This is a genomic window from Rhizobium leguminosarum bv. trifolii WSM2297 (genome assembly GCF_000271845.1).
In genome coordinates, this window is sequence record NZ_JH719395.1 from 14,477 (window position 1) to 40,709 (window position 26,233).

26 protein-coding genes are annotated in these 26,233 nt (G+C 63.0%); 14 read left to right on the forward strand and 12 right to left on the reverse strand.

Going from position 1 to position 26,233, the window contains the following annotated elements; all coding sequences use genetic code 11:
* The first annotated feature begins 5 nt into the window (after positions 1–5).
* Positions 6–1,190 (forward strand): adenylate/guanylate cyclase domain-containing protein, encoded by a 1,185-nt coding sequence (locus RLEG4DRAFT_RS15330; protein ID WP_003578001.1) that lies wholly within the window; start codon positions 6–8, stop codon positions 1,188–1,190.
* A 252-nt stretch (positions 1,191–1,442) separates the two neighbouring features.
* On the forward strand, positions 1,443–2,276 hold the full coding sequence (gene nadE, locus RLEG4DRAFT_RS15335) for an ammonia-dependent NAD(+) synthetase (protein ID WP_003578004.1): 834 nt from the start codon (positions 1,443–1,445) through the stop codon (positions 2,274–2,276).
* A gap of 11 nt (positions 2,277–2,287) precedes the next feature.
* Here nadE and gstA read toward each other — a convergent pair whose 3' ends face one another.
* Complete coding sequence (gstA, locus tag RLEG4DRAFT_RS15340; protein ID WP_003578006.1) at positions 2,288–2,971, reverse strand: glutathione transferase GstA; 684 nt, start codon at positions 2,969–2,971, stop codon at positions 2,288–2,290.
* 129 nt (positions 2,972–3,100) lie between these two features.
* Between gstA and RLEG4DRAFT_RS15345 the strand changes: the two genes are divergently transcribed.
* Complete coding sequence (locus RLEG4DRAFT_RS15345; RefSeq protein WP_003578007.1) at positions 3,101–3,712, forward strand: TetR/AcrR family transcriptional regulator; 612 nt, start codon at positions 3,101–3,103, stop codon at positions 3,710–3,712.
* On the opposite strand, the gene RLEG4DRAFT_RS15350 is transcribed toward RLEG4DRAFT_RS15345, so the two are convergent.
* The gene (locus tag RLEG4DRAFT_RS15350; RefSeq protein ID WP_003578008.1) at positions 3,680–4,951 is read right to left on the reverse strand and encodes a multidrug efflux MFS transporter; all 1,272 of its coding nucleotides are present in this window, start codon (positions 4,949–4,951) and stop codon (positions 3,680–3,682) included. The genes RLEG4DRAFT_RS15345 and RLEG4DRAFT_RS15350 overlap by 33 nt on opposite strands.
* A 115-nt stretch (positions 4,952–5,066) precedes the next feature.
* On the opposite strand from RLEG4DRAFT_RS15350, the gene RLEG4DRAFT_RS15355 reads away from it, so the two are divergent.
* On the forward strand, positions 5,067–5,408 hold the full coding sequence (locus RLEG4DRAFT_RS15355; protein ID WP_003578010.1) for a nuclear transport factor 2 family protein: 342 nt from the start codon (positions 5,067–5,069) through the stop codon (positions 5,406–5,408).
* 22 nt (positions 5,409–5,430) lie between these two features.
* Here RLEG4DRAFT_RS15355 and RLEG4DRAFT_RS15360 read toward each other — a convergent pair whose 3' ends face one another.
* The 3 genes from RLEG4DRAFT_RS15360 to RLEG4DRAFT_RS15370 form a co-directional block, all read right to left on the reverse strand.
* Entirely contained in the window at positions 5,431–6,162 is a 732-nt protein-coding gene (locus RLEG4DRAFT_RS15360; RefSeq protein ID WP_003578012.1) for a sulfite exporter TauE/SafE family protein, read from the reverse strand.
* 58 nt (positions 6,163–6,220) lie between these two features.
* Positions 6,221–6,874, reverse strand: coding sequence for a class I SAM-dependent methyltransferase (locus RLEG4DRAFT_RS15365; protein ID WP_003578014.1), 654 nt, complete (start codon positions 6,872–6,874; stop codon positions 6,221–6,223).
* A gap of 216 nt (positions 6,875–7,090) precedes the next feature.
* Entirely contained in the window at positions 7,091–7,417 is a 327-nt protein-coding gene (locus tag RLEG4DRAFT_RS15370) for a hypothetical protein (protein WP_003578016.1), read from the reverse strand.
* Positions 7,418–7,641: 224 nt separating this feature from the next.
* On the opposite strand from RLEG4DRAFT_RS15370, the gene RLEG4DRAFT_RS15375 reads away from it, so the two are divergent.
* Together RLEG4DRAFT_RS15375 and RLEG4DRAFT_RS15380 are read left to right on the forward strand one after the other, a co-directional pair.
* On the forward strand, positions 7,642–8,244 hold the full coding sequence (locus RLEG4DRAFT_RS15375) for a superoxide dismutase (protein WP_003569477.1): 603 nt from the start codon (positions 7,642–7,644) through the stop codon (positions 8,242–8,244).
* A gap of 140 nt (positions 8,245–8,384) precedes the next feature.
* The gene (locus tag RLEG4DRAFT_RS15380) at positions 8,385–9,230 is read left to right on the forward strand and encodes a metallophosphoesterase (RefSeq protein WP_003578018.1); all 846 of its coding nucleotides are present in this window, start codon (positions 8,385–8,387) and stop codon (positions 9,228–9,230) included.
* A 268-nt stretch (positions 9,231–9,498) separates the two neighbouring features.
* Here RLEG4DRAFT_RS15380 and RLEG4DRAFT_RS15385 read toward each other — a convergent pair whose 3' ends face one another.
* Positions 9,499–10,191 (reverse strand): helix-turn-helix transcriptional regulator, encoded by a 693-nt coding sequence (locus RLEG4DRAFT_RS15385; RefSeq protein ID WP_003578020.1) that lies wholly within the window; start codon positions 10,189–10,191, stop codon positions 9,499–9,501.
* Between the two features lie 130 nt (positions 10,192–10,321).
* Here RLEG4DRAFT_RS15385 and RLEG4DRAFT_RS15390 point away from each other — a divergent pair, with 130 nt between their 5' ends.
* The 3 genes from RLEG4DRAFT_RS15390 (at position 10,322) to RLEG4DRAFT_RS15400 (ending at position 12,683) form a co-directional block, all read left to right on the forward strand.
* Positions 10,322–10,957: a LysE family translocator gene (locus RLEG4DRAFT_RS15390; protein WP_003578022.1), complete on the forward strand. Its 636-nt coding sequence runs from the start codon at positions 10,322–10,324 to the stop codon at positions 10,955–10,957.
* A gap of 235 nt (positions 10,958–11,192) precedes the next feature.
* On the forward strand, positions 11,193–11,633 hold the full coding sequence (locus tag RLEG4DRAFT_RS15395) for a c-type cytochrome (protein ID WP_003578023.1): 441 nt from the start codon (positions 11,193–11,195) through the stop codon (positions 11,631–11,633).
* A 135-nt stretch (positions 11,634–11,768) separates the two neighbouring features.
* Positions 11,769–12,683: a c-type cytochrome gene (locus RLEG4DRAFT_RS15400; RefSeq protein ID WP_003578025.1), complete on the forward strand. Its 915-nt coding sequence runs from the start codon at positions 11,769–11,771 to the stop codon at positions 12,681–12,683.
* A 69-nt stretch (positions 12,684–12,752) separates the two neighbouring features.
* Here RLEG4DRAFT_RS15400 and RLEG4DRAFT_RS15405 read toward each other — a convergent pair whose 3' ends face one another.
* Both RLEG4DRAFT_RS15405 and RLEG4DRAFT_RS15410 read right to left on the reverse strand, forming a co-directional pair.
* Positions 12,753–13,382, reverse strand: a complete 630-nt coding sequence (locus RLEG4DRAFT_RS15405; protein ID WP_003578027.1) for a glutathione S-transferase family protein — start codon at positions 13,380–13,382, stop codon at positions 12,753–12,755.
* Between the two features lie 204 nt (positions 13,383–13,586).
* Positions 13,587–14,081 (reverse strand): GNAT family N-acetyltransferase, encoded by a 495-nt coding sequence (locus RLEG4DRAFT_RS15410; RefSeq protein WP_003578028.1) that lies wholly within the window; start codon positions 14,079–14,081, stop codon positions 13,587–13,589.
* Between the two features lie 279 nt (positions 14,082–14,360).
* Here RLEG4DRAFT_RS15410 and dmeR point away from each other — a divergent pair, with 279 nt between their 5' ends.
* From dmeR to bla, 3 genes are all read left to right on the forward strand, one after another.
* Entirely contained in the window at positions 14,361–14,633 is a 273-nt protein-coding gene (dmeR, locus tag RLEG4DRAFT_RS15415; protein ID WP_003578029.1) for a Ni(II)/Co(II)-sensing transcriptional repressor DmeR, read from the forward strand.
* A gap of 24 nt (positions 14,634–14,657) precedes the next feature.
* Positions 14,658–15,665: a CDF family Co(II)/Ni(II) efflux transporter DmeF gene (gene dmeF / locus RLEG4DRAFT_RS15420; RefSeq protein WP_003578031.1), complete on the forward strand. Its 1,008-nt coding sequence runs from the start codon at positions 14,658–14,660 to the stop codon at positions 15,663–15,665.
* A 79-nt stretch (positions 15,666–15,744) separates the two neighbouring features.
* Complete coding sequence (gene bla, locus RLEG4DRAFT_RS15425) at positions 15,745–16,677, forward strand: class A beta-lactamase (RefSeq protein WP_003578034.1); 933 nt, start codon at positions 15,745–15,747, stop codon at positions 16,675–16,677.
* Positions 16,678–16,919: 242 nt separating this feature from the next.
* Here the strand turns inward: bla and RLEG4DRAFT_RS15430 are convergent, their stop codons facing one another.
* Both RLEG4DRAFT_RS15430 and RLEG4DRAFT_RS15435 read right to left on the reverse strand, forming a co-directional pair.
* Positions 16,920–19,259, reverse strand: a complete 2,340-nt coding sequence (locus RLEG4DRAFT_RS15430; protein WP_003578035.1) for a glucose/quinate/shikimate family membrane-bound PQQ-dependent dehydrogenase — start codon at positions 19,257–19,259, stop codon at positions 16,920–16,922.
* Positions 19,260–19,396: 137 nt separating this feature from the next.
* A complete protein-coding gene (locus RLEG4DRAFT_RS15435) occupies positions 19,397–20,899 on the reverse strand; it encodes a protein adenylyltransferase SelO (RefSeq protein ID WP_003578037.1) in 1,503 nt (500 codons plus the stop codon).
* A gap of 254 nt (positions 20,900–21,153) precedes the next feature.
* Here RLEG4DRAFT_RS15435 and RLEG4DRAFT_RS15440 point away from each other — a divergent pair, with 254 nt between their 5' ends.
* On the forward strand, positions 21,154–22,611 hold the full coding sequence (locus tag RLEG4DRAFT_RS15440; protein ID WP_003578039.1) for an MFS transporter: 1,458 nt from the start codon (positions 21,154–21,156) through the stop codon (positions 22,609–22,611).
* Positions 22,612–22,646: 35 nt separating this feature from the next.
* Here the strand turns inward: RLEG4DRAFT_RS15440 and RLEG4DRAFT_RS15445 are convergent, their stop codons facing one another.
* Together RLEG4DRAFT_RS15445 and RLEG4DRAFT_RS15450 are read right to left on the reverse strand one after the other, a co-directional pair.
* Positions 22,647–23,171: a DUF1697 domain-containing protein gene (locus tag RLEG4DRAFT_RS15445; protein WP_003578041.1), complete on the reverse strand. Its 525-nt coding sequence runs from the start codon at positions 23,169–23,171 to the stop codon at positions 22,647–22,649.
* Positions 23,172–23,397: 226 nt separating this feature from the next.
* Complete coding sequence (locus RLEG4DRAFT_RS15450) at positions 23,398–25,506, reverse strand: S9 family peptidase (RefSeq protein WP_003578043.1); 2,109 nt, start codon at positions 25,504–25,506, stop codon at positions 23,398–23,400.
* A gap of 254 nt (positions 25,507–25,760) precedes the next feature.
* Here RLEG4DRAFT_RS15450 and RLEG4DRAFT_RS15455 point away from each other — a divergent pair, with 254 nt between their 5' ends.
* Positions 25,761–26,150 carry a DUF930 domain-containing protein gene (locus RLEG4DRAFT_RS15455; RefSeq protein ID WP_003578044.1) on the forward strand — a complete coding sequence of 130 codons (390 nt, stop codon included), beginning with the start codon at positions 25,761–25,763 and terminating at the stop codon, positions 26,148–26,150.
* The last annotated feature ends 83 nt before the right edge of the window (positions 26,151–26,233 follow it).

The window sequence follows — 26,233 nt, forward strand, 5'->3', positions numbered from 1 at the left end:
AAGCCATGACATCAGCCATCGCTCAGCCAAAGGCCGCCGGCAACGCCGTCAGCACCGGTGCGCTGCTCTCCGTCATCGAGTGGCTCTCCGGCGACGAATGCCACGCGCTCGACGAAGCGGGCCTCGTCTCCGGCCTCGGCCGCAGGCTCCAGGCGCTCGGGCTCCCGATCGACCGCTTGACCCTGCATCTGATGACGCTGCATCCCGAACTCATCGGCCGCACCATCGCCTGGGCGCCGGGCGAGCCGGTCGAGATCCACGACCGCGAACACGGCGCCCGGGTCGCCATATCGAATACGCCGCTGCGCAAGGTGATGGAAACCCGCGAGCCGCTGGTCGTCGGTGTCGGTGAGAGCGTGCATGGCCGCTGGCAGCATATCGATGTCTTTGCCGACCGCGGCCTGATGCAGCTGGTCATCACGCCGCTCTGCAATGTCGACGGCCCGGTCAGCGCCGCCGTCTTCGGCACCAGGCGGCCGGGCGGCTTCACCGCCGCTGAGCAGCAACTGATCGAACGCATCCTGCCGGCGCTGCGCAACACCAGCGAACTGCGCATTCTGCGCCAGGTCGAACTCAGCCTGCTCGATACCTATATCGGCCCGCTGACGGCAAGCCGGATCCTGGCCGGCCGCATCCGCCGCGACGAAATCGAATCGATGGAGGCGGCGCTGCTGCTTTGCGACTTGCGCGGCTTTACCGAACTGTCGAACCGGCTGCCCGGCAGCACCGTGCTCGGACTGCTCAATGCCTATTTCGACAGGATCGTGCCGGCGATCACCCGCGAGGGCGGCGAACTGCTGAAATTCATGGGCGACGCCGTGCTCGCCTTCTTTCCCGGTTATGACGCCGCCCATTCCTGCGGCGCAGCTCTCACCTCGGCCCGCGCCATCCTCGATGAGATCGATCATTTCCAGTATCAAGGCATCGGCGTGAAGGCCGGCATCGCCCTGCACTATGGCGAGGTCAGCTACGGCAATATCGGCTCCGGCCGCCGCCTCGACTTCACCCTGATCGGCCGCGACGTCAACCTGGTCAGCCGCATCCAGACCGCCTGCAGCGAGTTGGGCGAGCCCTTGCTGATGTCGGATCCGTTCCGCAAAGAGGCCGGGGCAGGGGATGCCGTCACCGCCGGGGCTCACCGGCTGAAGGGGTTTGCGGAGACGGTGGAGCTGTTTACCATCGAGGGGTAGGCGCGGGTGGCACCCCCCTCTGCCCTGCCGGGCATCTCCCCCACAGGTGGGGAGATTGGCTGGGAGCGATGGTTTCCTCAAACAACAGGTCGTCACATGAATCGCTAATTTAGGGCGGGGTATAGCTTTTTGCTGATCTCCCCCCTTGTGGAGGAGTTGCCCGGCAGGGCAGAGGGGGGTGCCACACACTTTACCCTTCCCCTATCTTTCCGCCATAGTGCGCGCAAATCCACCACACTGAGGAAACCACCCATGACCGTGCTGTCCGACGAACAAGGCGAGATCATCCGGGAACTCGGCGTCGCCGCCGATATCGATCCTGAGCATGAGATCGAGCGGCGAACCGCCTTTCTCAAGGATTATCTCGTGGCGTCGGGCATGCGCGGCTATGTGCTCGGCATCAGCGGCGGCGTCGATTCGCTGACGGCGGCGCTGATTGCCCAGAAGGCGGTGCGCGAGCTGCGCGACAGCGGCCATGCGGCTGAGTTCATGGCCGTGCGTCTTCCCTATGGCGTCCAGGCCGATGAGGCCGATGCGGAGAGGGCGCTGGCAACGGTCGGCGCCGATCGCTCGATGGTGGTCAATATCAAGGCGGCGGCGGATGCGATGCTGGCCGCCGCCCAAAACGGCGGCCTCGCCTTTGCCGATGCCGGGAGGCAGGATTTCATCCTCGGCAACATCAAGGCCCGCCAGCGCATGATCGCCCAGTTTGCGCTTGCCGGCGCGCTCAGCAGCCTGGTCATCGGCACCGACCATGCGGCGGAAGCGGTCATGGGCTTCTTCACCAAGTTCGGCGATGGCGCCGCCGATATCCTGCCGCTCGCCGGCCTCAACAAGCGCCGCGTCCGCCTGCTGGCAAAGCGGCTCGGCGCCCCTGATGAGCTGGTCTTCAAGGTGCCGACAGCCGATCTCGAGGACCAGCGGCCGCTGCGTCCCGACGAGGAGGCCTATGGCGTCAGCTATGACGAGATCGACGATTTTCTCGAAGGCAAGCCGGTCGGCGAGCTCGCTCGCCGCCGGATCCTTGCCGCCTATCGCGCCACTGCCCATAAGCGCGCTTTGCCTGTGGCCGTCAACACGCTCTGAGGCGGTCGGCTTTACGGCCGCACCGGCTCGCCCGTCCGTCCGGCCGAGGCGAGATAGGCATGCGGTGCGAAATAGACGCCGTCGGCATCGAAGGCTTCGAGGTCTTCGGCCTGCAGCGCTTCGCGCACCTTCGGGCGTGCCGCCACGCGGGCCATGAAGCCGTGCAGGGCCGGCCATTGCTGGAGATCGATGCCGGTCCAGGGCGACCAGTTCAGGCAGACGAAGAGATAGGCGTCGGCCACGGTGAAGGCATCGCCGGTGAGATAGGGTCCGGCAAGCCGGCCATTCAGCCAGCCGAGCCGCTTCGAGATCAGCGCGCGGATCTCTTCATGCACGCTCGCATAGAGCGGATTGAACAGCAGCACCATCGGCTTGTGCAGCTCGGCGGTGATGAAATTGAGATAGGATTGCACTTCGTTGCGGCCGATATTGCCGACCTCGGGCAGCATGACTCTCCCTTGCGGGATGCTGTCGGCGAGGAACTGCACGATCGCCGGCCCCTCGGTCAGCACCTTGCCGTCGTCGAGCATCAGCGCCGGCACATAGCCGTTGCCGTTGATCGTCAGGTAATCCTTGCCGTCGCTCGTTCTGTGGGTCTGCCGGTCGACCTGGACGAGCTCGATGTCGAGCCCCAGTTCCCGGCAGATGATGTGCGGCGAAAGCGAGCATGCCGCGGCGTGCATATAGAGTTTCATTGCGGTTTCCTCTCTCCATGTCCTGTCTCGGCCGGCGCTTATCAGCGGCCCGCCGATAGTGTTTGAATATTTGTACTGTTTCGCATAAAATAGCTTTCGTCAAGAATTTAATGCGAAACGGTACAGAATATGAAGGACGAGAAGAAACGCGGCCGGCCGAGGGCCTTCGACGCCAAGGCGGCGCTTGAGAAGGCGCGGGATGTGTTCTGGGACAAGGGATTCGCCGCCGCCTCGCTCGATAATCTGAGTGCGGCGACCAACCTCAACCGGCCGAGCCTTTACGGCGCATTCGGCGACAAGGAGGCTCTCTATCTCGATGCACTGGAAGGCTATCGGCAGGACGGCATGGACGTGTTGACGGAGGCGCTCGACCCGTCGCTGCCGCTGCGCGACAACATCGCCCGCGTCTATGCCGGGGCGCTGGCGATCTATCTGCAGGGTGAGACCGCCGCCCGCGGCTGTTTCCTGATCGGCACGGCGACAGTCGAGGCGGTCGAGCATGAGCGGGTCCGCGAGGTGCTCGGCCGCAGCCTCAACGATTTCGACGGCGAAATCGAAAAGCGCATGCGCCTTGCCGTCGAACGCGGTGAGCTTGCCGAGGGCGCCGATCCGCGGATGCTGGCGAGACTCGCTTCCGCCGTCATGCATTCGCTTGCCGTGCGCGCCCGCGCCGGCGACAGCCGCGAAACGCTGGAGGCGATCGCCCGTTCAGGCGTCGAGCTGATCTGTGGACGGTCCTAAGGCCAGCTCAGATGTCTTCTGATCCCGCGGACGCACCATCCAGGCATAGGCGGCACCCGCGACAAGCAGCAGCGAGGTGCCGAGGAAAACCGAGCGCATGCCGATATGCCCGCCGACGAAGCCGCCGAGGATCGGACCGGCGACCTGGCCGACATATTGCGAGGAGATGGAAAGCCCGAGAATGCTGCCGGCCGCACTGTCCGGCACGCTGTGGCGGATGACCGCGGCGATGCAGGGCAGCAGCCCGCCGAGGGCCGCGCCCATCAGGAAACGCAGGATGATCAACTGCCAGGAACTGGTGACAAAGGCCTGCGGGATCAGCAGCAACCCGGCAACGGCGAGCGCGCCCGAGATGACAGGCCAGTGGCCGATCCTGTCGGCGAGCTTGCCGAGCCGGGAGGCCGAAAGAATGCTGCCGAGGGCGGCGGCCGACATGACGAGACCCGATATCATCGTCACCTTATCGGCCGCCGTCACGAGCTGCGCGACATAGACGGTGATGATCGGCTCGATCGACATATTGGCGAACATCAACAGCATGCCGGTGGCCAGCATGGCGATGACAGGGCGCTTGTCGGCGATGGATTTCCAGCCGCCGCTCGCCTTGGCCACCTGTTTGCGAGCGGGCGACTTTTCCTCCTTGATCAGCAGGGCGGTGGCGAGAAAGGCGAGGAAGATCACCGCCCCGGCGGCGAGAAAGGTGCCGCGGATGCCGATAACCTCAGGCAGTACGCCGCCGACGAGCGGCCCGACGAGATTGCCGGCCATGATGCCGGAAGAGAGCACGCCGAGGGCCCAGGCCGAACGGTCCTTCGGCGTCTGCGTCGCCACCAGCACCATAGAGCCGGAGGCATAACCGCCGGCAAGCCCGACGAAGAGGCGCAGCGCCACCAACTGCCAGACATTGCCGGCCATGCCCATCAGCGAGATTGCCAGCGTCATGCCGAGGCTGGCGCGCACCAGCATCAGCTTGCGGCCATAGATATCGCCGAGCCGCCCCCAGATCGGCGCGACCAGGGCCGCGGCCAGGAAGGTGGCGCCATAGGCAATACCAGACCATTGCACGATCGCGGCATGGTCGCTGACGCCGAGTTCCTCGACATAAAGCGGCAGGAAGGGAAGCAGGAGCGTCATCGCCACGATCGTCGTGAAGGAGCCGATCAGCGAGATGGCGAGGTTGCGCTTCCAGTAGATCGAGCCTGCGCTAACGCTCGCAGCGTCCAATTGCGTATCGGTCATTCCTTGCCTCGGCCTCGATCACGAAGGCGCAATTGCGCCGAAACTGGATCATCTCAGGGAAACGTGCTAGACATACTGATTGCGTAATGCAATCGGTTAATCGGAGGATATTGCCATGAACGATATGCGCACGCGGCAGCAGACCGTCCGCGATCTCTACGCCGCCTATCTCGACGACCGCAAGGATAAAGTCGTCGCCATGCTGACCGAGGATTTCACCTTCTCCAGTCCGCGCGACGACCATATCGACCGGGCGACTTATTTCGAGCGCTGCTGGCCGAAGGAGCCGTTCTTCCGCGCCATCCACATCGAATTCCTGGCGATTGACGGCGACGAGGCGGCTATGCGCTACCGCGCCGAAAAACTGGACGGCGAAAGCTTCGCCAACATGGAGAGCCTGCGCTTCCGCGGCGACAGGATCGCCTCCGTCGAAGTCTATTTCGGCCGGACGCTGTAACGCGGCGGTCGGCTCGCCGATTTTACAGGAGCCGCATTGCCGACGTGGCGATGATGACCATCGACACCGCCACCATCAGCGCCCGCACCGGCAGCCGTTTGACGAGGATGGCGCCGAACGGGGCGGCGATGACGCCGCCGATGATCAGGCCGATCGCCGAGTTGAGCTCCGACCAGCCGAGCGTCAGGATGAAGGTCAGCGAAATCGTCAGCGTCACCGCGAATTCGGTGAAGTTGGTCGAGCCGATCACCCGCTTCAGGTCGTGGCCGCGGCCGACGAGCGTGCTGGTGACGACGGGTCCCCATCCGCCGCCGCCGATCGCATCGAGCAGGCCGCCGCAAAAGCCGACGGGCGGCACGGCCCAGTCGCGCACCTCACGCCTGGCCGGCGGCCGAAAGGCCTTGTAGAGGATCAACAGGCCGATGGCGATCAGATAGGCCGACACGAAGGGCGCGATCACCTTGCCGTCGATATTGGCCAGCAGATAGGCGCCGATCGCCCCACCGATCATGCCGGCCGGTGCGAGCCGCGCCACCAGCCGCCAATCGACATTGCGATGATAGGCATGCGAAATGCCTGAGGCGGCGGTCGTGAACATTTCCGCCACATGCGTCATGGCGCTGGCATTGGCCGCCGGCACGCCGAAGGCCAACAGGCTCGTCGTCGACAACACGCCGAAGGCCATGCCGAGTGCGCCATCGACGATTTGCGCACAGAAGCCCACGACGATGAAGATGAAGAAATCCGATGTCATGCGGTCCCCTCGGACGAACGGTAGCATCAGAATAGTCAATGCGGGAAAAAATCTTGTGTCAGGCGGTGAGCCCGCGCTGCTTCAGCCGGACGATCTTGAAAAAGCCGTTCGGAAAGACCGGCAGGATCTCGGCAGCGGCAAAATCGCCACGACGTTCGGCCCAGGTGAGGATGCGGTGGATACGGAAGGCGGAGGACCAGCCGATGTGACGCACCAGCGGCGCCACCGCCGTCTCGATCGCGCCCTGCAGGCCGACGCCGTCGCCAAGCTTGCTGGCAAGGATGATCTCGCCACCTGGCCTCAGCACCCGGGCGCATTCGTCGAGGGCACGCTCGGGTTCTGGGATGAGCGTGATGACGAAGGGCAGGCAGACCGCATCGAAAGACTTCTCGGCAAAGCTCAGCGCATGCGCGTCCATCACTTCAAGCGCACCGATATGCTGCAGCTTCTCGCGGCGCACCTTCTCGCGGGCCCGCGCGATCATGTGTTCGGAAATGTCGATGCCGGTCACCCGGCAGTGTCGCGGGTAATGCCCGAGCGTCAGGCCGGTGCCGACGCCGATTTCCAGTATATCAGGCCCGGCCGCGGCGGCGAGTGCGGCAAGTTTGCGGTGGCCATCGCGCAGGATGCCGCGATAGACGCGGTCATAGACCGGTGCCCAGCGCTGGTAAATTTTTTGCTGATCTTCCGCCCTGCTGCGAAGCTCTGACATGCCGGCACCTCCCCAGAGCAATGCCGGGAAAAGTAAAAATGGTTTTCCAGGAATTGCATAAAACAACAGATTTGAGCGGTTCTGCGCCCTCATAAAAACGGAACCGCTTTAAGGCCCAGCCTTTCAACTCCTGAGGGTAGGCTCCGGTTCCCCGCGAAATGTGACGCAGGGCACATATTCTCACTCGCGAGCTCTTGGGGGTAATCTTGCGGCAGCCTATTTTGCCGGCATGAGCCCGAGCTTTTTGGCGTCCAGCTCGCTGCCGATCTCGACGGATTTCTTCTGCTTGTCGTAGACGCAGATCTGGGCGACCAGCCCCTTGGCGCCCTTCGGCCTGCCTGTCACCAGGGCGAGCGCGTAATGGGCGGAGCCGAAGGGATCGACGGTGGCGGCAGGTGCCTCGATCGCCACCGCCGCCTTCATGCACTTGGCCTCGACATCTGCTGCCAGCTCCTTCCAGGCCTCATCCGAGGAGGCGGACGCTGCAGCTGAAAGGGAGGGAAGCGCGGCGATGGCCAGAAGCGGGATTATATTCCTGTTCATATTGGGTCTCCGTTGAGCTCTATCACAGGCGAAGTGGTTTTCGCGGGCCGTATCCAAGGGATTTGTCCAGGCGATTTCTACGCGCAACTGCAGCCCGGCAACTGAGGCAAATTTTCCTCCGGCCGGTCGTTTTTTGATATTTCGCCGGTTGCCTCGCCCCCTTTCCCCTCCTATGTTCCGCCTCACCTGCCGAGACGCAATCTATTGCCAAGAGGAGATCTGACATGGCTTTCGAATTGCCTGAACTTCCCTATGATTACGAAGCGCTTGCTCCCTTCATGTCGAAGGAAACGCTGGAGTTTCACCACGACAAGCACCATAAGGCCTATGTCGACAACGGCAACAAGCTTGCCGCTGAAGCCGGTCTTTCGGATCTCTCGCTCGAAGACGTCGTGAAGAAGTCGTTCGGCACCAATGCCGGCCTGTTCAACAACGCCGCCCAGCACTACAACCACATCCATTTCTGGAAGTGGATGAAGAAGGGCGGCGGCGGCAACAAGCTGCCAGGCAAGCTCGAAGCGGCCTTCGCTTCCGATCTCGGCGGCTACGACAAGTTCAAGGCCGATTTCGCCAATGCCGGCGCCACCCAGTTCGGCTCCGGCTGGGCCTGGGTTTCCGTCAAGAACGGCAAGCTCGAAATCTCCAAGACCCCGAACGGCGAAAACCCGCTCGTTCATGGCGCCACCCCGATCCTCGGCGTCGACGTCTGGGAACATTCCTATTACATCGACTATCGCAACGCCCGCCCGAAATATCTCGAAGCCTTCGTCGATAGCCTGATCAACTGGGATTATGTCCTGGAGCGCTACGAAGAAGCCACGAAGTAAGCGAGCGCCAGGCTCGCCGCCATCGGCGGCGATGTCAGTCCGTTGCTTTGAACTCAGCACCCGGCGCTTCCGAACGCCGGGTGTTTTGTTTGACGGGAAGCCGTCACATTGCTGTCACCGGCCACTCCTAATCACGCACCATGTCCTCTTCCGCTCGTCCCCGGTTCCGCTTCGGCATCATCGCCGATCCGCAATATGCGGCAATCCCGCCGCATGCGGCGATGGACCGCTATTATGCCAACAGCCTCGCTAAGGTCGCCGAGGCGATCGAAGTCTTCAACCGCGAGGAGTTGAGCTTCGTCATGACGCTCGGCGATGTCATCGACCGCAGCTTTTCCAGCTTCGACGATATCCTGCCGGTCTACGAAAAGCTGAGGCACGAGACGCTCTTCCTGCTCGGCAATCACGATTTCTCGGTCTCCTCGGGTCACCTCTCCGAAATCGCCGCCCGTCTCGGCATGCCGTCGCCCTATTACAGCTTTTCCCGTCATGGCTGGCGTTTCATCGTGCTCGACGGCAACGAGGTCAGCACCTTCGCGCCGCCCGAAGGCCATCCTCATCGCGCCCTTGCCGCTGAGATGCTGGCGGCGTTGCAGGCCAAAGGTGCGGCGAATGCCCATCGCTGGAACGCCGCACTGAGCGACGAACAGTTCGCCTGGCTCGGCGATGAAATCGCAAACGCTGCCGTGACCGGCGAAAAGGTCATCGTTTTGAACCACTATCCGGTGCATCCGCCCGGCGCGCACGGCATGTGGGACAGCGAGCGCATCGTCGCCATGCTCGCCGCGCACGACCATGTCGTCGCCTACTTCAACGGTCACGACCACGTCGGCAATTACGGCAAGGCCGGCGCCTGCCACTTCGTCAATTTCAAGGGCGTGGTCGACACCGAGAAAGAAAACGCCTTCGCCATCGTCGAGGTATATGCCGACCGCCTCGAAATCCGCGGCTTTGGCCGAGAGGAGAGCCGTACGCTGGCTTATTAGGTGGGGCAGACGGCTTGCACGGCGGTTTCGTCATGCTGGGTCTTGTGCCCATTGCCGTCCGTCCGTGCCGATAGCTGCCCCTCACCCTAACCCTCTCCCCGTAGAAACGGGGCGAGGGGACGTGCCCTGCGAGAGGTTGGTGGGGAACCGAGAGGTTGCGGCATATCCCCTTCGCCCCGCAAGCGGGGAGAAGGTGCCGGCAGGCGGATGAGGGGCAGCACCCGCGAGGTAAATCCGAGCGCGTCGATATCGCCCAAGCGCTTCACAACTACCCAGACACAACATTCTCCGTCCACCCGCTCGTCCACAATTCCCGCAACCGATCGCCATCGCCCTTGAAGAAATCGTCGCTTGCCGCGCAACGCTCCACCCGGTCGCTGCGGAAATTGCGGATCGCCTGGCGCAACTCGCACCAGGCGACGATATTGGCGGTCTGCGAATAATAGATCAGTGCGATCGGCCGGATCGTCCGTTCGCTCGCCCGGCCGAGCTCGTCGCGGTAGCCGAGCATCAGCTTGCACTCGTCGCGGATCGCCCGGCGCACGATCGCAAGGTCGAAGCCGGCCGGCTGCGCGATCGAGCCCCAGGCATACAGCGCCTTGTTGTCCATTGCCTGGCGCAATGGCGCCGGCACCGCGCCTGCGATTTTCTGGTTGACCCGGCGGGCGGCCTGCTTGAGTTCCTCGTCCGCCGTGCGTTCGAGCAGCGCCAGCGACAGCACGATCGCCTCCATCTCCTCGATCGAGAACATCAGCGGCGGCAGGTCGAAGCCCGGCCGCATGATGTAGCCGATGCCGCGCCCGCCTTCGATCGGCACCCGCATCGCCTGCAGCGCTGCGATGTCGCGGTAGATCGAGCGCACGGTCACCTCGAGCGTTTCGGCCATTACAGCCGCCGTCATCGGTTTTCTGGCGAGCCTGAGGATCTGAATGATCTCGAAAAGCCGTGAGGCCTTGCGCATTTTCCCCCTCCCATCTCTTACGCTCCTGACAATACACTGTCAGTTGGGTTTGCGTATAGAGCCGCCTATCGGATTGAAATCAATCAGGGTCTTGCAACATGACCCGCAGAACCAACAGGCGGTAACTGACATGAACTACCACGAAAACCTCTGGCTCTTCTTCACCCTTCTTTTCGGCATTATCATCGTGCCGGGCATGGATATGCTCTTCGTGCTCGCCAATTCGCTGACCGGCGGCGCCAGGCGGGGGCTGGCGGCGACAGGCGGCATCATGGCCGGCGGCGCCGTGCATTCGGCCTATGGTGCGGCCGGGGTCGGCGTGCTCGTGACCATGCTGCCGCAGCTTTTCAACGTGCTGCTCTTTGCCGGCGTCGCCTATATGATCTGGATCGGGATTTCGCTGATCCGCAGTTCGATCACCGTCGAGGCGGTCGGGCCGGGAACGGCGCGCTCCGGCTGGCGCGCCTTCCGTCAGGGCGCCGTCACCTGCTTGGTCAATCCGAAGGCCTATATCTTCATGTTCGCCGTCTACCCGCAGTTCCTCAAGCCCGAATATGGCCCGATCTGGATGCAGGGGCTGATCATGGGGGTAATGACTGTTGTCACCCAGTTCGCCATCTACGGCACGCTGGCGATGACGGCCGGCCGTAGCCGCGACCTGCTCGTCGCAAACCCTGATGTCACCGCCTTTGTCGGCCGTTTTGCCGGACTGCTGCTGGTTGCGGTCTCCGCCTTCAGCCTTTGGCACGGCTGGAAAAGCGCATGAACGGCAATGCATGTCGCCCGGAAGTGTGCAGCGGTTCCGGGATAACGACATGCATAAAAACAAAGAGCTAAAGCGCGTCGCATTGATCAAATTTGATGCGACGTGCTTTAGCGGCCTATCACGTTGTTTTTATGGTGATCCGGCAAAACGTGACCACGTTCCGGCATGGATTTTGTCATGCTCCCGGTGCAGATTGGCCGTCGGCCGCCTTGGCCCCAAGAAAATGGAGAGGAATATGAACTGGAAAGCAGTAGCTGCCGCCGCAGCGATGGCCGGCATAGCCTTCGGCTCGGTGACCGCCGCCGACGGCACCCATGATTCGCGCATTGCGCTGATGAAGCAGATCGGTGGTTCGGCCGGCGCCCTGGCAGCCATCGCCAAGGGCACCAAGCCCTATGACGCCGAGGCGGTAAAGGCGGCGCTGACGACGATTGCCACAACGGCCAAGGTCTTCCCCGATCAGTTCAAGCCGGGCACCGAGACCGGCGACAAAGAGGCGAGCCCGAAGATCTGGGAAAACATGGACGACTTCAAGGCGCGCGCCGCCAAGCTCTCCACTGACGCCGAAACCGCGTTGGCCCAGCTTCCGGCCGATCCTGCGGCCGTCGGCGCCACGATGAACACGCTTGGCGCCAATTGCGCGGGCTGTCACAAGGCCTATCGCATCAAGGAGTGATAGGCCCGACTCATTCCAGCCGATGTGGATCCGCGCCGACCTTGCCGCCGGCGCGGATCACTTTATTCTCCGCCCGCGCGGGCTAGTCGCAGAAACGGTCCGCACGGGAAAATTTCGGCAAAGGGGAGGCGGGGCATGATCCGCAGGTTCATCCGGTTACTGCTCTGTCTGATCGGTGTCGCCGTGCTGGGCGGGGGCGCCTTCTATCTCGTCACCGCGCCCGACCCGCTGCCGGAGAGCCATTGGGCGGGTCTCGGCGCCCCGGATCCGGCCAACGGCCAGATGGTTTTCTGGGCAGGCGGCTGCGTCAGCTGTCATGCAGCCCCCGGTTCCGAAGGTGATGCCAAGCTGACGCTGTCAGGCGGTCTGGCGCTGAAGAGCCCTTTCGGCACCTTCCACGTGCCGAACATCTCGCCGGATGAAAAGGCCGGCATCGGCGCCTGGACGTTGGCCGGCTTCGGCAATGCGATGAAGCGCGGCGTCGGCCCGGGTGGTGAGCATCTCTACCCGTCCTTTCCCTTTGGCTCCTATTCCCGCATGAGCGACAAGGACGTCAACGATCTCTTCGCCTTCCTGAAAACTCTGCCGAAGAGCGCAAATGTCGCGCCGCCGCATGAGCTGCCGTTCCCCTTCAACATCCGGCTGGCGCTCGGCGGCTGGAAATTCCTTTATCTCAACGATCAGCCGCGGGTGGCTCTCGCCAAGAGCGACGACAAGATCAAGCGCGGGCAATATCTCGTCGAAGGCCCCGGTCATTGCGGCGAATGCCATACGCCACGCGATGCGCTCGGCGGCTTCCAGGCAGATCAGTGGCTGGCCGGCGCGCCCAATCCGGAAGGCAAGGGCCGCATACCCGATATCACCCCTTCCTCCAAGAGCATCGGCGGCTGGAGCGAGGCCGATATCGCCAGCTACCTCGAAACCGGCTTCACCCCCGATTTCGATTCCGTCGGTGGCTCGATGGTCGATGTGCAGAAGAACATCGCCCATCTGCCGGCAGCCGACCGCGAGGCGATCGCCGCCTATCTGAAGGCCGTGCCGGGCCGGTAGAAGCGCTGAGCCGCTCTAACCTTTTGTTTTTACGCAATCCCGGACGGAAAAACCGCTTCGCACTTTTGTTTACAGGGAGGTGGGACCCGGCATCAGATCATAGGGATGGCGCCAGCCGGGCATGTTGCTGATACGATCCTTCCAGGCTGCAATAGCCGGAAAGGCGCTGTGATCAATGCCGGTTTCTTCAGGCATGAAGACGTAGCCTGCCAAGGAGAGATCCGCGATCGTCAGCCGGTCGCCGACGATGAAAGCTTGGCGGGCCAGGTGTTCGTCAACAATGGCATAGGCGGCCTTGGCCCTCTGCCTTAAAAACTCGGCGACCGGTGTCTCCCCGCTCTTCTGGAGGCCGTAGATGAATCGCAGCGTCGCGTAATAGCTCGTGAATTTATGGTTGTCGAAAAGGATCCAGCGCATGATATCGCGCCGTTCCTCGGCCGTCTGCGGTCCAAAGTGCCCTGTCACCTCTGACAGGTAGTCCAGAATGATCCCCGATTGGCTGATCTTCGTTTGCCCATGTTCGAGCACAGGGGCCTCACCCTGTTCGTTTACGGTTTTTCGCCATTGTTCGGTTCGCGTTTCGCCGCCCAGATAATCAACGAAAATGCTTTCCCACTCGATGCCCGCAAGCGCAAGGAAGAGCGCAACCTTGTAGCAGTTTCCCGAGAGAGCGAAGCAATGGAGTTTGAAATCAGGCATGAAAGCTCCTTGTGCAATTCGATAGTGTGCCAGCAGTACTGAAAGCGGTGTCGACCGGCGCGCTATAGGCCTGAGCCGACGCGTCTGAATAGACGCGCGGCGCTTTAGCTGGCAAGCATGACCGAGGAACTTCCGCTTTTTCGAAGTCGAACCGCACCAAATCCGATATCTGGATCAGGAAGGTAGATCTTCGTTCCAGCCACCCTAAGCGATCGACTGCATGTAACGCATGCCGGTGACCGGGCGCGGGGTGAAATCCATCTGTTCGTAGAAGCGGTGGGCCAGCACGTTCCCGGTGGCAGCGCTGACGGAAAGGTAGCCGCAGCCGGCATTGCGCGCGGTCTCGCGAGCCCGGTCGACGAGCAGCTGGCCGGTGCCGTGGCCGCGATGGCCGTCGCGCACGAAGAGATGATGCAGGTCCATGCCGCGCTTGCCTTCCTGCGCCCTGTAGAGCGGCACGAGAATGGCGTAGCCGATCAGCCCTTCGCCCGCTTCGGCGACCAGCGCATGGATCCACGGCAGCGGGCCGAAGAGGTCGCGCTCCAACTGTTCCGGCGTTGTTGCGGCCGCATCGCCGTGATGGGCGGCAAGCAGGGCGATCATTTCGTTGAGTTCGGGCAGGTCGCGCGGCTTGGCGACGCGGATCGTCACCACAGACGGGCGCATCAGTGAAATTTCGCTGTCTTCGATTTCGGTCATGGTCTTCGCGTCCTTTGATAGTCTGCCGTCAGGACGCTGCCGATACAACAAAGCCGCCTGACGGCGGCTTGTTGACAATATGATCTTGTCCAGCCGCCCTTTACAGGTACAGCCAAAAATACGAGCGGCTCTGGTGCGCGTTTTTGATCATGGCGCATGAATCGTCGGAAATGCGGCGTTTGTCAATGGCGTTGGAGGATAACGCTCAAACATGGCGTGGGCATTGATGTCGGTTGGCTACCTTGATAGAATACCCCCCTATACTATATAGGATTCGCCATGTCTCACACCAGTCTGCAGAAGAAGAAACTCATCGCCCGCGTCAGCCGTTTGAAGGGGCAGATGGAGGCGGTGGAGCGTGCGCTCGAGGCAGAGCGTCCCTGCGGCGAGATCCTGCAGCTGCTCGCCTCCATCCGTGGCGCCCTGACCGGGCTGACCGGCGAGGTGCTGGACGATCACCTGCGCGAACATGTGCTGAATGCCGAAGACGACGCGGCAAGGGCGCAGGCGGTCGAAGAAATATCGGAAGTGCTGAGAACCTATATTCGCTGAATGCTGTGATGAAGGAGCCTGGGAATGAGTGCCGGGATCGACAAGGCTGGAATGAACACGCTGGAGCATGATCATGTTTTCCTCGGCGCCGACCATGCGGTGAACGAGAGGCGCATCTGGCTGGTGATCGCGCTGACGGCGGTGATGATGGTGGCGGAGATCGCCGCCGGCACCGCCTACGGCTCCATGGCGTTGGTCGCCGATGGCTGGCACATGTCGACCCACGCCAGCGCGCTTTTGATTTCCGCGCTCGCCTATCTCTTCGCCCGCAGGCAGGCGCGCAATCCGCGTTTCACCTTCGGCACCGGCAAACTCGGCGATCTCGCCGGTTTTGCCAGCGCCATCATCCTTGCCCTGATCGCCATGCTGATGGCCTGGGAAAGCTGGTTGCGCCTGTCAAATCCGGTGCCGATCGGTTTTGCCCAGGCGATCGCCGTCGCGGTGATCGGCCTTGCCGTCAATTTGATCAGTGCCTGGCTGCTGGCCGGCGACGGCCATCACGCGCATCACCATGGCCACGGGCAGGGCGGCCATGCCCACCACAGCCACCATGGACACGGCGACCATGCCCATCACGGCGACCACGCCCACGCAAAGCCCGGCGACAACAATATCCGCGCCGCCTATTTGCATGTGATCGCCGATGCCTTGACCTCGGTGCTCGCCATCGCGGCGCTGACGCTCGGCAGCCTCTACGGCTGGCTCTGGCTCGATCCCGTCATGGGCATCGTCGGCGGGCTGGTCATCGCCAACTGGTCCTGGAGCCTGCTGAAAGCCTCCGGCGGCGTCCTTCTCGACGTCGTGCCGCACGGCGAGACGCTGCCGGCTGAGATCCGCGAGGCGATTGAGACGGAGGAAGACCGGATCACCGATCTCCATGTCTGGCAGGTCGGCCCCGGCCATCACGCCGCCATCGTTGCCGTCGTCACCGCGACGCCGCGAGAGCCGGCCTTTTACAAGGACAGGCTTTCTGCGCTGACGGAATTGTCGCATGTGACGGTCGAGGTCACGCGCGCGGCATTATCGCCGTGAGGAGCCCAACTCACCGCAGCGGACGAGATGCCGCCGCAATCGCGCCTTAGCTCTGGTCTCCGACTCGCCGGAGGATGTCATGGATCTCAATCTTACCCGCCGCCTGCTGATCGGCTCGGCGCTTTACCTGCCTGCTTTGGGCCTGCCTGCTTTGGGACTGCCGATGCTGGCGCGTCCCGCCAATGCCGAGGAGGGGGCCGAGGAGAAGGCCGGGGAGGGCGACGACAATATCGAGCGCCGTCTTGCCGCGCTGGAAAAACGCACCGGCGGGCGCCTTGGCGTCTCGGTGCTCGACACCCAGACGAGCATCTCCTTCGGCTATCGCGGCGGCGAGGCCTTTCCGATGTGCAGCACCTTCAAGGCGCTGGCCGCAGGTTTCGTGCTTGCTCGTGTCGACAAGGGCGAGGAGAAGCTCGACCGGCGGGTGACCTACGGCAAGGACAAGCTCGTCGACTATTCGCCGCTCAGTGAAAAACATGCAGGCGCCGACGGCATGACCATCGCCGAACTCTGCGAGGCGGCGGTGACGGTCAGCGACAACACCGCCGGCAACCTGCTGCTCGAAAGCTTCGGCGGGCCGCCGGCGCTGACCGACTGGCTGCGCTCGATCGGCGATGGCACGACCCGTCTCGACCGCACCGAACCGACGCTGAACGAGGCCAAGAAGGACGATCCGCGCGACACGACCAGCCCGGACGCGATGCTCGACACCCTCGGCAACCTGACGCTCGGCTCAATCCTCACCGAGGCCGCCTGTGACAGGCTGATCGCCTGGCTGGTGGCAAGCACGACGGGCGGCGAGCGGCTGAGAGCCGGCCTGCCGGCGGAATGGAAGGTCGGCGACAAGACCGGAACCGGCCCGAACGGCTCGCTTGGCGACATCGCCGTCATCTGGCCTCCCGACCGCGGCCCGATCGTCGCCGCCGTCTATATCGCCGAGGCGACCGCATCGGCGAAGGAGCTGAACCCGATCTTTGCGGAAGTCGGCAAGATGATTGTCGAGATGGTTTGATGTGGAAAACTTCGAAGGGCATGATCGACAGCTCTCCGCTCGGGCGAAAACCCCTCCCCAACCCCTCCCCACAAGGGGGAGGGACTTTCGTGTTGCGCCCGCCGTATTTCATTCCTGACGATGCAGCATGTGGCGACGTATTTTGGTGGCAGGACCCGGTCGCGGCTTAGTCCCTCCCCCTCGTTGGGAGGGGTTGGGGAGGGGTCTTTTCCCGGCGCCAACAGCAGAGCAGCAGCTTCCCATCACGGCAGCGTATAAGCAATCAGATAATCGCCGGGCGTGGTGCCGACAGAGCCGTGGCCGCCGGCGACCATGACGACGTATTGTTTGTTATCATCCGTCGTATAGGTCATCGGCGTCGCTTGGCCGCCGGCGGGAAGCCGCGCCTGCCAGAGCTCTCGCCCGTTCGTCACGTCATAGGCGCGCAGGTAGTTGTCGACGGCAGCGCCGAGGAAGGCGACGCCGCCCTTGGTGAGCATCGGTCCGCCGATGCCGGGCACGCCGACCTTGAAGGGCAGGGGCAGCGGCGTCATGTCGTGCACGGTGCCGTTCTTGTGCATATAGGCGATCTTGCCGGTGCGCAGGTCGACGCCGGCGACATAACCCCATGGCGGCGCCTGGCAGGGGATTTTCAAGAGTCCGAGGAAGGGTCCCATGAAGACGCCGTAGGGCGCGCCGTCATTGCGGTTCAGCCCCTGTTCGCTGCCCTTCTCGTCCTGGCCGCGCGGCGGAATGTCGGCGGCCGGCACCAAGCGCGAGGTGAAGGCGAGATAAGTCGGCATGCCGAACATGATCTGCCGCTCCGGATCGACCGCCACGCTGCCCCAGTTGAAGGTGCCGAAATTGCCGGGATAGACGATCGTGCCCTTCAGCGAAGGCGGCGTGTAGCGGCCCTCGTAGAGGTAGCGGTGGAAGTCGATGCGGCAGGCGAGCTGATCGAACAGCGACACGCCCCACATGTCCCTTTCCTTCAGCGGCTCGGGCGAGAAGGTGAGGTCGGAGATCGGTTGCGTCGGCGACGTATGATCGCCGGAGACTGCGCCGTCGGGCGCGGGGATTTCCTTGACCGGGATGATCGGCTCGCCGCTGCGCCGGTCGAGCACGTAGAGATCACCCTGCTTGGTCGGGCCGACGAGGGCGGGCACCACGGTGCCGTCCTGCTTCGTCAGATCGATCAGCGCCGGCTGGGCCGGCACATCCATGTCCCAGAGATCGTGATGCACGGTCTGGCGCACCCAGCGCAGCTGGCCGGTGGCAATATCGAGGGCGACGATCGAGGAGGAGAATTTCTCGACATTGTCGCTGCGGTTGATGCCGATCTGATCGGGTACTTGGTTGCCGAGCGGGATGTAGACCATCCCCAGCGCCTCGTCGACGCTGAAGACCGACCAGCTGTTCGGCGAATTGGTCGTATAGGTCTGGCCGGCGGCGAGCGGCGTCGTCACATCCGGATTGGCGGAATCCCAGTTCCAGATCAGCGCACCGGTCTTGATATCGAAGGCGCGGATGACGCCGGATTGTTCCTCGGTGGAATAATTGTCGTTCACCGCCCCGCCGACGATGATCTTGCCGGCGACCGCGACCGGGGGCGAGGTGGAATAATAATAGCCGGCCGGGTTGAAGCGCATGCCGGTTTCCAGATGCAGCACGCCCTGGTCGGCAAAGCTGGTGCAGATTTTGCCGTCCGCCGCATCGAGTGCAATCAGCCGGGCGTCTGAGGTCGGCAGATAGACGCGCTCGGCGCAGGGCTGGCCGGCGGCGACGTCAGGATCGGCATAATAGGTGACGCCGCGGCAGGTCTGGTGCTGCCGGTCGGGGTTCATGCCGGAGTTGGCATCGTATTTCCATTTCTCCTTGCCGGTCTTGGCGTCGAGCGCGATCGCCCAATTGTGCGGCGTGCAGAGATAGAGCGTGTCCTTCACCTTCAGCGGCGTCACCTGATAGGTCGTCTCGCTGATATCCTCCGGTCGCTTGACGTCGCCGGTCTGGTATCGCCAGGCCTCCTTGAGGGTGGAGACGTTCTCGGTGGTGATCTGGTCGAGCGGCGAATAGCGCTGGCCGAAAGGCGTGCGGCCATACTGGTGCCATTCTCCATCGGGCACGCTGCCGCCGAAGGCCGGGTTGGCGGCAACCGCATCCCTCGGCAGCTCGCCGGCAAGATCGTGCGGATCTGTGGTCATCGAATAGAAGGCGACGATGATGGCGACAATCACCGGTACCGCGAGCGGCCAGGGGTTGGCGCCGTAGGTGATGCCGGTCGGGCTGCGGAAGCCGAGCGGCCGGCGGATCCACGGCGTCAGCAGCCAGAGCCCGAGCAGGATGATCATGCCGCCGCGCGGGCCGAGCTGCCACCAGTCGAAACCCACCTCCCAGATCGCCCAGGCGAGTGCCGCAACGACGAGCACCGCATAGACCCAGAGGGCTACCGCCTTGCGCATCAAAAGCAGCCCGGCGGTGATCAGGAACATCAGCCCGGCGAACAGATAGAAGACGCTGCCGCCGAGCGTGACGAGCCAGAAACCGCCGCCGCCGAGGGTCAGCCCGATGATGATGAAAAGGATGGAGGTAATGACGATCGCCATAAGGCTGTCTCCCGCTAAGGTCGGGTGGAGGGTCGGCGGAAAAGTCCCGCCGATCAGCCAGATAGCGCGAAGGAGATGCCTTTCAACAGCCGCATTTGCCGCAGGCGGGTATCACGGTAGGGTTGTATTGAACCCGCTTACGTCCCGCAGAAGGTCGCGAGCACCCGTTCGCTGGGCTTCGGCGGCTCCCTATAGGCGGCAAAGCCCGGCTGGTCCTCATAGGGCTTGGCAAGCACCGTCAGCAGCGCTTCGAACAGCGAGAAATCGCCATCCTCGACCGCGGCCCCGATCGCCTGTTCGATCCGGTGATTGCGCGGGATGAAGGCCGGATTGACGCTGCGCATGGCAATAGCGCGCTCAGCGGCGGTCTGCGGATCGCGCGACAGTCTCTCGCGCCACTGCGTCAGCCAGGGGCCGCAGGCCTCCGGGTCGCGAAAACTCGCCGCAAAGCTTGGCTCTGCGGTCTCGTCGCCGGCAAGATCCGACAGCCGCCGGAAGGTCAGGGTGAAATCCGCGCCCTGCGCCTGCATCAGCGACAGCAGCGCCTGCACCAGTTCGAGATCGCCGTCCTCTTCGCCGGCAAGGCCGATTTTTCCCAGCATACCGGCCAGCCAATGCGCCTGGAAGCGTTCGCCATAAGCCCGGATTACCGCATTCGCCTTATCGACCGCCCCGTCGGGCTCTTCGTCGATCAGCGGCAGCAGCGTTTCGCCGAGCTTTGCAAGGTTCCATTGCCCGATGCCGGGCTGGTTGGCATAGGCATAGCGCCCGTGCTGGTCGATCGACGAGAAGACGGTCGCCGGATCATAGGCATCCACGAAGGCGCAGGGGCCGAAATCGATCGTCTCGCCGGAGACGGTCATATTGTCGGTGTTCATCACCCCGTGGATGAAGCCGACATGCAGCCAGCGGGCAATCAGCGCCGCCTGGCGCTCGGAGATCGCCTCGAACAATGCGAGATAGGGATTGTCCGCCGCTTTCAGTTCGGGATAGTGCCGGTCGATCACATAGTCGGCCAGAGCCCGAACGCCGTCGGTATCGCCCCTGGCCGCGAAGAACTGGAAGGTGCCGACTCTCACATGGCTTGCTGCGACGCGGGTGAAGACCGCACCCGGCAGCACCTCTTCGCGATAGACCGGCTCGCCCGTCGTCACAGCCGCCAGCGCCCGCGTTGCCGGAATGCCGAGCGCAAACATCGCCTCGCTGACGATATATTCCCTGAGCACCGGCCCGATTGCGGCCCGCCCGTCGCCGCGGCGCGAAAAAGGCGTCGGCCCGGCGCCCTTCAGCTGGATATCGAAGCGCTTGCCGCTGCTGTCGACCACTTCGCCGAGCAGGATCGCCCGCCCGTCGCCGAGCTGCGGCGAGAAGCCGCCGAACTGATGTCCGGCATAGGCCATCGCCAGCGGTTCGGCTCCTTCGGGAACAAGATTGCCGGAAAAGATCGCCGCACCATCCCGCCGCAGCGCTTCGACGTCGAGCCCGAGTTCGGCCGCCAGCGGCTCGTTGAGTTTGATCAGCCAAGGCTCCGCCACCGGCGTCGGCGCCTGGCCGGCATAGAAGCGCTGTGGCAAGCCGACGTAGCTGTTGTCGAAGGGAAAGGCCGCAGCGGGCCGGTTTTTTTCAAGGGCGGAGGTCATGCCTCATAGGTAGGGCCGGGGTGCCCGCGGCGCAAGCCGAATTGCCGGGGATAAAGCCCTTCACGAAGCACAGGTCGATGCAAGGAATCGTGATCTGCCTTTACCTCTCGGCAAGGCAGCATTGCCATAAACGACATAGCGCCGCCATGATCGCAGGCGTATAGCAGATCGTCTCCCCTTGGCTTAGCCATGTCATCCCCCGCGGCCTTGCTGCCTTTTGTGCTCCGCCGCGCCACCGCGAGTGATCCCAGACGATGTCGGATCAGATTTACCAGGCGCCGATGGTTCGGCGCGCCGCGCCCAATTTCCGGGTGATCGCGATGATTGTCGCGAGTGCGATGCTGATGGAAAATATCGACGCGACCGTGCTGGCAACGGCGTTGCCCACCATGGCGCGCGATTTCGCCGTCAGCGCCCCGGCCATGTCGATCGCACTGACCTCCTATCTCCTGAGCCTTGCGATCTTCATTCCGGCCAGCGGCCGGATGGCCGATCGTTTCGGCTCCCGCACGGTCTTCCGTGCGGCGATATCGGTTTTCGTGATCGGCTCGATCCTCTGCGCGCTGGCGCCGACGCTGCCCTTCCTGGTGCTGGCGCGGCTGCTGCAGGGTATGGGCGGCGCGATGATGATGCCGGTCGGCCGCCTGGTGCTGATGCGCAGCGTCGACCGCAAGGATATGGTCAGCGCGATGTCCTGGCTGCTGGTGCCGGCGCTGATCGGCCCGATCGTCGGCCCGCCGCTCGGCGGCTTCTTCGTCACCTATCTCGACTGGCGCTGGATCTTCTACATCAACGTGCCGATCGGCATCATCGGCATGATCTTCGTGTCGATCTATATCGATGAGGTGAAGGGCAAGGCGAGCGGTCCCTTCGATACGATCGGCTTCGTCCTCTCCGGCATTTCGCTCGGCTCGCTGCTTTTCGGCTTCGAAATGTCGAGCCACGAAGGCGAGGGCGCCTTCTCGATCTTCCTGATCGCTGTCGGCTTGCTCTTCGGCACCGGCTATCTCAGGCATGCCCGCCGGCATCCGTCGCCGATCATGGACTTTTCGCTGATGAAGGTGCCGAGCTTCGGGACGTCGGTCATCGCCGGCTCGCTGACGCGCATCACGCAAGGGGCGCAGCCCTTCCTGCTGCCGCTGCTTTTCCAGATCGGCTTCGGCCTGTCGGCGGCGGCGGCCGGCCAGATCGTCATCGCCACGGCACTCGGCGCGCTTGCCATGAAGCCGATGGCGAAGTTCGTCTTCAGCCGGCTGGGCTTCCGCCGCAGCCTGGTCCTCAACGGCATCCTCGGCACGGTCGGTTACGGCCTCTGCGCCGCCTTCCGGCCGGACTGGCCGATGCCGCTGATCTTCGTGGTGCTGGTGCTCAGCGCCTTCTTCCTGTCGTTCCAGTTCACCGCCTATAACACCATTGCCTATGACGAGATCGACAGGGAGCGGATGAGCTCGGCCACCAGCTTCTACACCACCTTCCAGCAACTGATGCTGTCGCTCGGCATCTGCATCGGGGCTTTGGCGCTGCACGGTTCGATGGCCGTCAGCGGCACCGAAACGCCGTCGCTCGGCGATTTCTCCACCGCCTTCATCGTCGTCACCATCATCTCGATCACCGCCACCGTCTGGAACCTGCGCTTCTCGCCGACCGCTGGCGAGGAGATCAGCGGTTATAAGGCCATGCGGGCGAAGGTGGCTGGAGAAACAAAGACTTGACGGGCATCGCTTGAATCAAATTCTACGCGGCGCCTTCAGTCCTTGTCTTCCATCTCAGCCGCCATGTCCGCCAGCTTGCGCACGGTGTTGAGATTGCGTGAGGTCCCGGGCTTCAGCGCCGGCAGCTTCAACTTCGAGCGGCCGGAACCATTGGGATAATGCACGTAGATTTCGCGGGTCGCGAGCTTCGCCTCTTCGCCATCGGGCGCCACCATTTTATCAAGCGCATCTGCGGGCGGCTTTTCGGGAAGAAAATAGACGAGCAGGAAATTCGGCTTGGCGTCGGGGAAGGGCGCATTGGCGACAATGGCGTCGAGTTCCTTGCTGGTCCGCACCATCACGCCCGGCCGCTTGCCCATCTTCTTGCCGAGCGCCTCATCGAGCTTTTCCTCGACTGCCTTTTCTTTCTCATTCGAGCGGAACAGCACATTGCCGCTCTGGATGTAGGTTTTCACATCGGTAAAGCCGAGTTGTCCGCAGATCGCCTTCAGTTCCGCCATCGGCAAGGCGCCGGTGCCGCCGACGTTTACCGCGCGAAGCAAGGCGATGTAGACGGGCATTTCTGTCTCCTTGGATGGTGTGCCGTGGGATACCCCCCTCTGCCCTGCCGGGCATCTCCCCCACAGGTGGGGAGATCACAAGTGGCTAAACCTTCGCAGCCGTCTATCGTCGCGCCGGGCTGAACGCTGATTGCTGGGGGAAGCCGGTGCGCCCAGCCAATCTCCCCCTTGTGGGGGAGATGCCCGGCAGGGCAGAGGGGGGTGTCACACGGCTAACGCAAACCCTTTACATCTTCCCCGCCACCTTGATCGCAAACGCATACTCGAACGCGATCTCTTCCAGCCGCTGGAACCGCCCGGACGCGCCGCCGTGGCCGGCGTCCATATTGGTCTTCAGCAGGATTGGTGCTGCGCCGGTCGTCTTGTCGCGCAGCTTTGCCACCCATTTGGCCGGCTCCCAATAGGTGACGCGCGGGTCGGTCAGGCCGCCGAGCGCCAGGATCGGGGGGTAGGCTTTGGCGTCGACATTGTCGTAGGGTGAATAGGCGGCGATCTGCTCGTATTCTTCCTGGCTGTCGATCGGGTTGCCCCATTCCGGCCATTCCGGCGGGGTCAGCGGCAGCGTGTCGTCCAGCATGGTGTTGAGCACGTCGACGAAGGGAACGGCGGCGATGATGCCGGCGAACTTTTCCGGCGCCATGTTTGCAACCGCACCCATCAGCATGCCGCCGGCTGAACCGCCCTCGGCGATGATCTTCGCGTAAGAGGTGAACTTCTGTTGATTCAGATAGTCGGCGGCAGCGACGAAATCCTTGAAGGTATTCGTCTTTTTGTCCATCTTGCCGTCTTCGTACCAGGAAAATCCCTTGTCCTTGCCGCCGCGGATATGGGCGATGGCATAGACGAAGCCCCGGTCGGCAAGCGACAGGCAATTGGTGTTGAAACCGGCCGGAATGGTGATGCCGTAGGCGCCGTAGCCGTAAAGCAGGCAGGGCGCACTGCCGTCGAGGGCAGTGTCCTTGCGGTAGAGCAGGGTGACCGGCACCGTCTCGCCGTCCCATGCCGGGGCAAAGACGCGGCGGGTGACATAGTCGTCGGGATTGTGGCCCGACGGCACTTCCTGCGTCTTCAACAGCGTGCGCTCGCGCGTCACCATATTGTAGTCGTAGAGTTGCGACGGCGTCGTCATCGACGAATAGGAGAAGCGGATGATATCCGTGTCATATTCCGCCGCGCCCGAAAGCCCCAGCGAATAGGCTTCCTCGGCAAAAGCGATCGCGTGTTCTTCGCCGGTCGCCCGGTCGCGGATCATGATCTGCGGCAGCCCGTCCTTACGTTCCAGCCAGAGAAGATGGCGGGCATAGGCCATGTGGCTGATGATCAATGTGCCGGGCTTGTGGGCGACCACTTCGCGCCAGTTTTCCTTCACCGGGTTGTCGGCGGGCGCTTCCATGATCTTGAAATCCTTGGCGTCGCCGTCATTGGTGAGGATGTAGAAGACGTCGCCGCCCTCGGTCAGCGAATATTCGATACCTTCCTCGCGCGCCGCCACCAGCTTCGGTTCGGCTGTGAGGTCCTTGGTCGACAGCAACCGGTATTCGCTCGTCTCGTGATCGTGAATGTCGATATAGATGACATCGTCGAGCAGCGAACCGCCGACGCCCATGAAGAAACCGGCATCGGCTTCCTCATAGACCAGCCGGTCTGCCGACTGAGGTTGGCCGAGAATATGGTGGAACACCTTCGAGGGCCGGTGGTTCTCGTCGAGCGCCGAGTAGAAGAAGCTCTTGCCGTCGGGCGCCCAGACACCGCCGCCGCCGGTATTCTCGATGCGGTCATCGAGATCTTCCCCGGTCGAGAGGTCGCGCACCTTCAGCGTAAAGAATTCCGAGCCCTTGTCATCATAGCCCCAGATGCCGCGGCTGTGGTCGCTCGTATGGTCGAGACCGGCGAGGCGGAAATAGGCCTTGCCTGATGCCTCCTTGTCGCCGTCGAGCAGCACCGTGCGGATCTTCTCATCGGCGACGTCGCCGTCGCGGGCGATGCGGAAATAGCGCGGCTGTTCGCCGCCGGTCACATAGAAAGTGCCGTAGGCATAGGCGCCGTCCTTCATCGGCACCGAACTGTCATCTTCCTTGATGCGGCCGCGCATTTCGGAGAACAGCAGCTTTTGCAGCGGCTTGGTGTCTTCCATCGCCGCATTCATATAGGCGTTTTCGGCTTCGAGATGCCGGCGGATCTCGGGATCGAGGATCGACGGATCCTTGAACATCGCCTGCCAGTTATCGGCGCGCAGCCAGGCATAATCATCCGTGCGGGTGATGCCGTGGCGCGTATCGGAGACGGGCTTTTTCGGTGCGGCAGGCGGTGTCGGCAGGCTGTTGAAAACGGACAAGGAATGGCTCCGGATCGGGATATCGGGTTGGCAAGAGATAGAGGCGCACTGGTTCCGGATCAAGCGGCAAGGCTGCGCCAAGGACGTGGATAACCTTCCACAGGCTGGGAGGCCGCCCTGCCGGCTCTGCCTTGATGTCACCACAATATTTAAGAATGTCCGCTATCGCTGAGCGAAATTTGCACGTGCCAAGCCCCCGGCAAGCTGCCCTGGGCAAGGTGAAGAATGGACAACAGTAAGGGATTTTCTCCGCAATGCCGAAACGTCTGCTCCTGTTCGTATCCCTCCTTGGCCTTGCTGCTCCCGCCTTTGCCGTCGATCCGGCCATCAAGAAGCAGTTGGAAAAACTCGATCCCTCGACCCGCCTGGAGCAGAGCTGCGACACTGAGGCGATGAGCCGCATCAGCGGCGACAGCACCGGTTTCAAGCCCGATAAGGTGATCGCCTATACGTTCAAGGACCCGGTCGCCGGCGACAATTCGCTGCAGGCCCCCGGCGCGGTTTTCCGCAGCAAGGGCGACTGGTACCACCTCTCCTACAATTGCATCACCGGTCCGCAGCATATCAACGTGCGCGAGCTCGACTATCAGATCGGCGAGAAGGTGCCGCGCGAGAAGTGGGACAAATATTATCTTTACGATTGATGCCGCATTTGTTCCGGGGCTGCGGTGACATTGGGCCACATGGCGCCATGCAACGGCACCCGCTAGACTCGATGGACCCAATC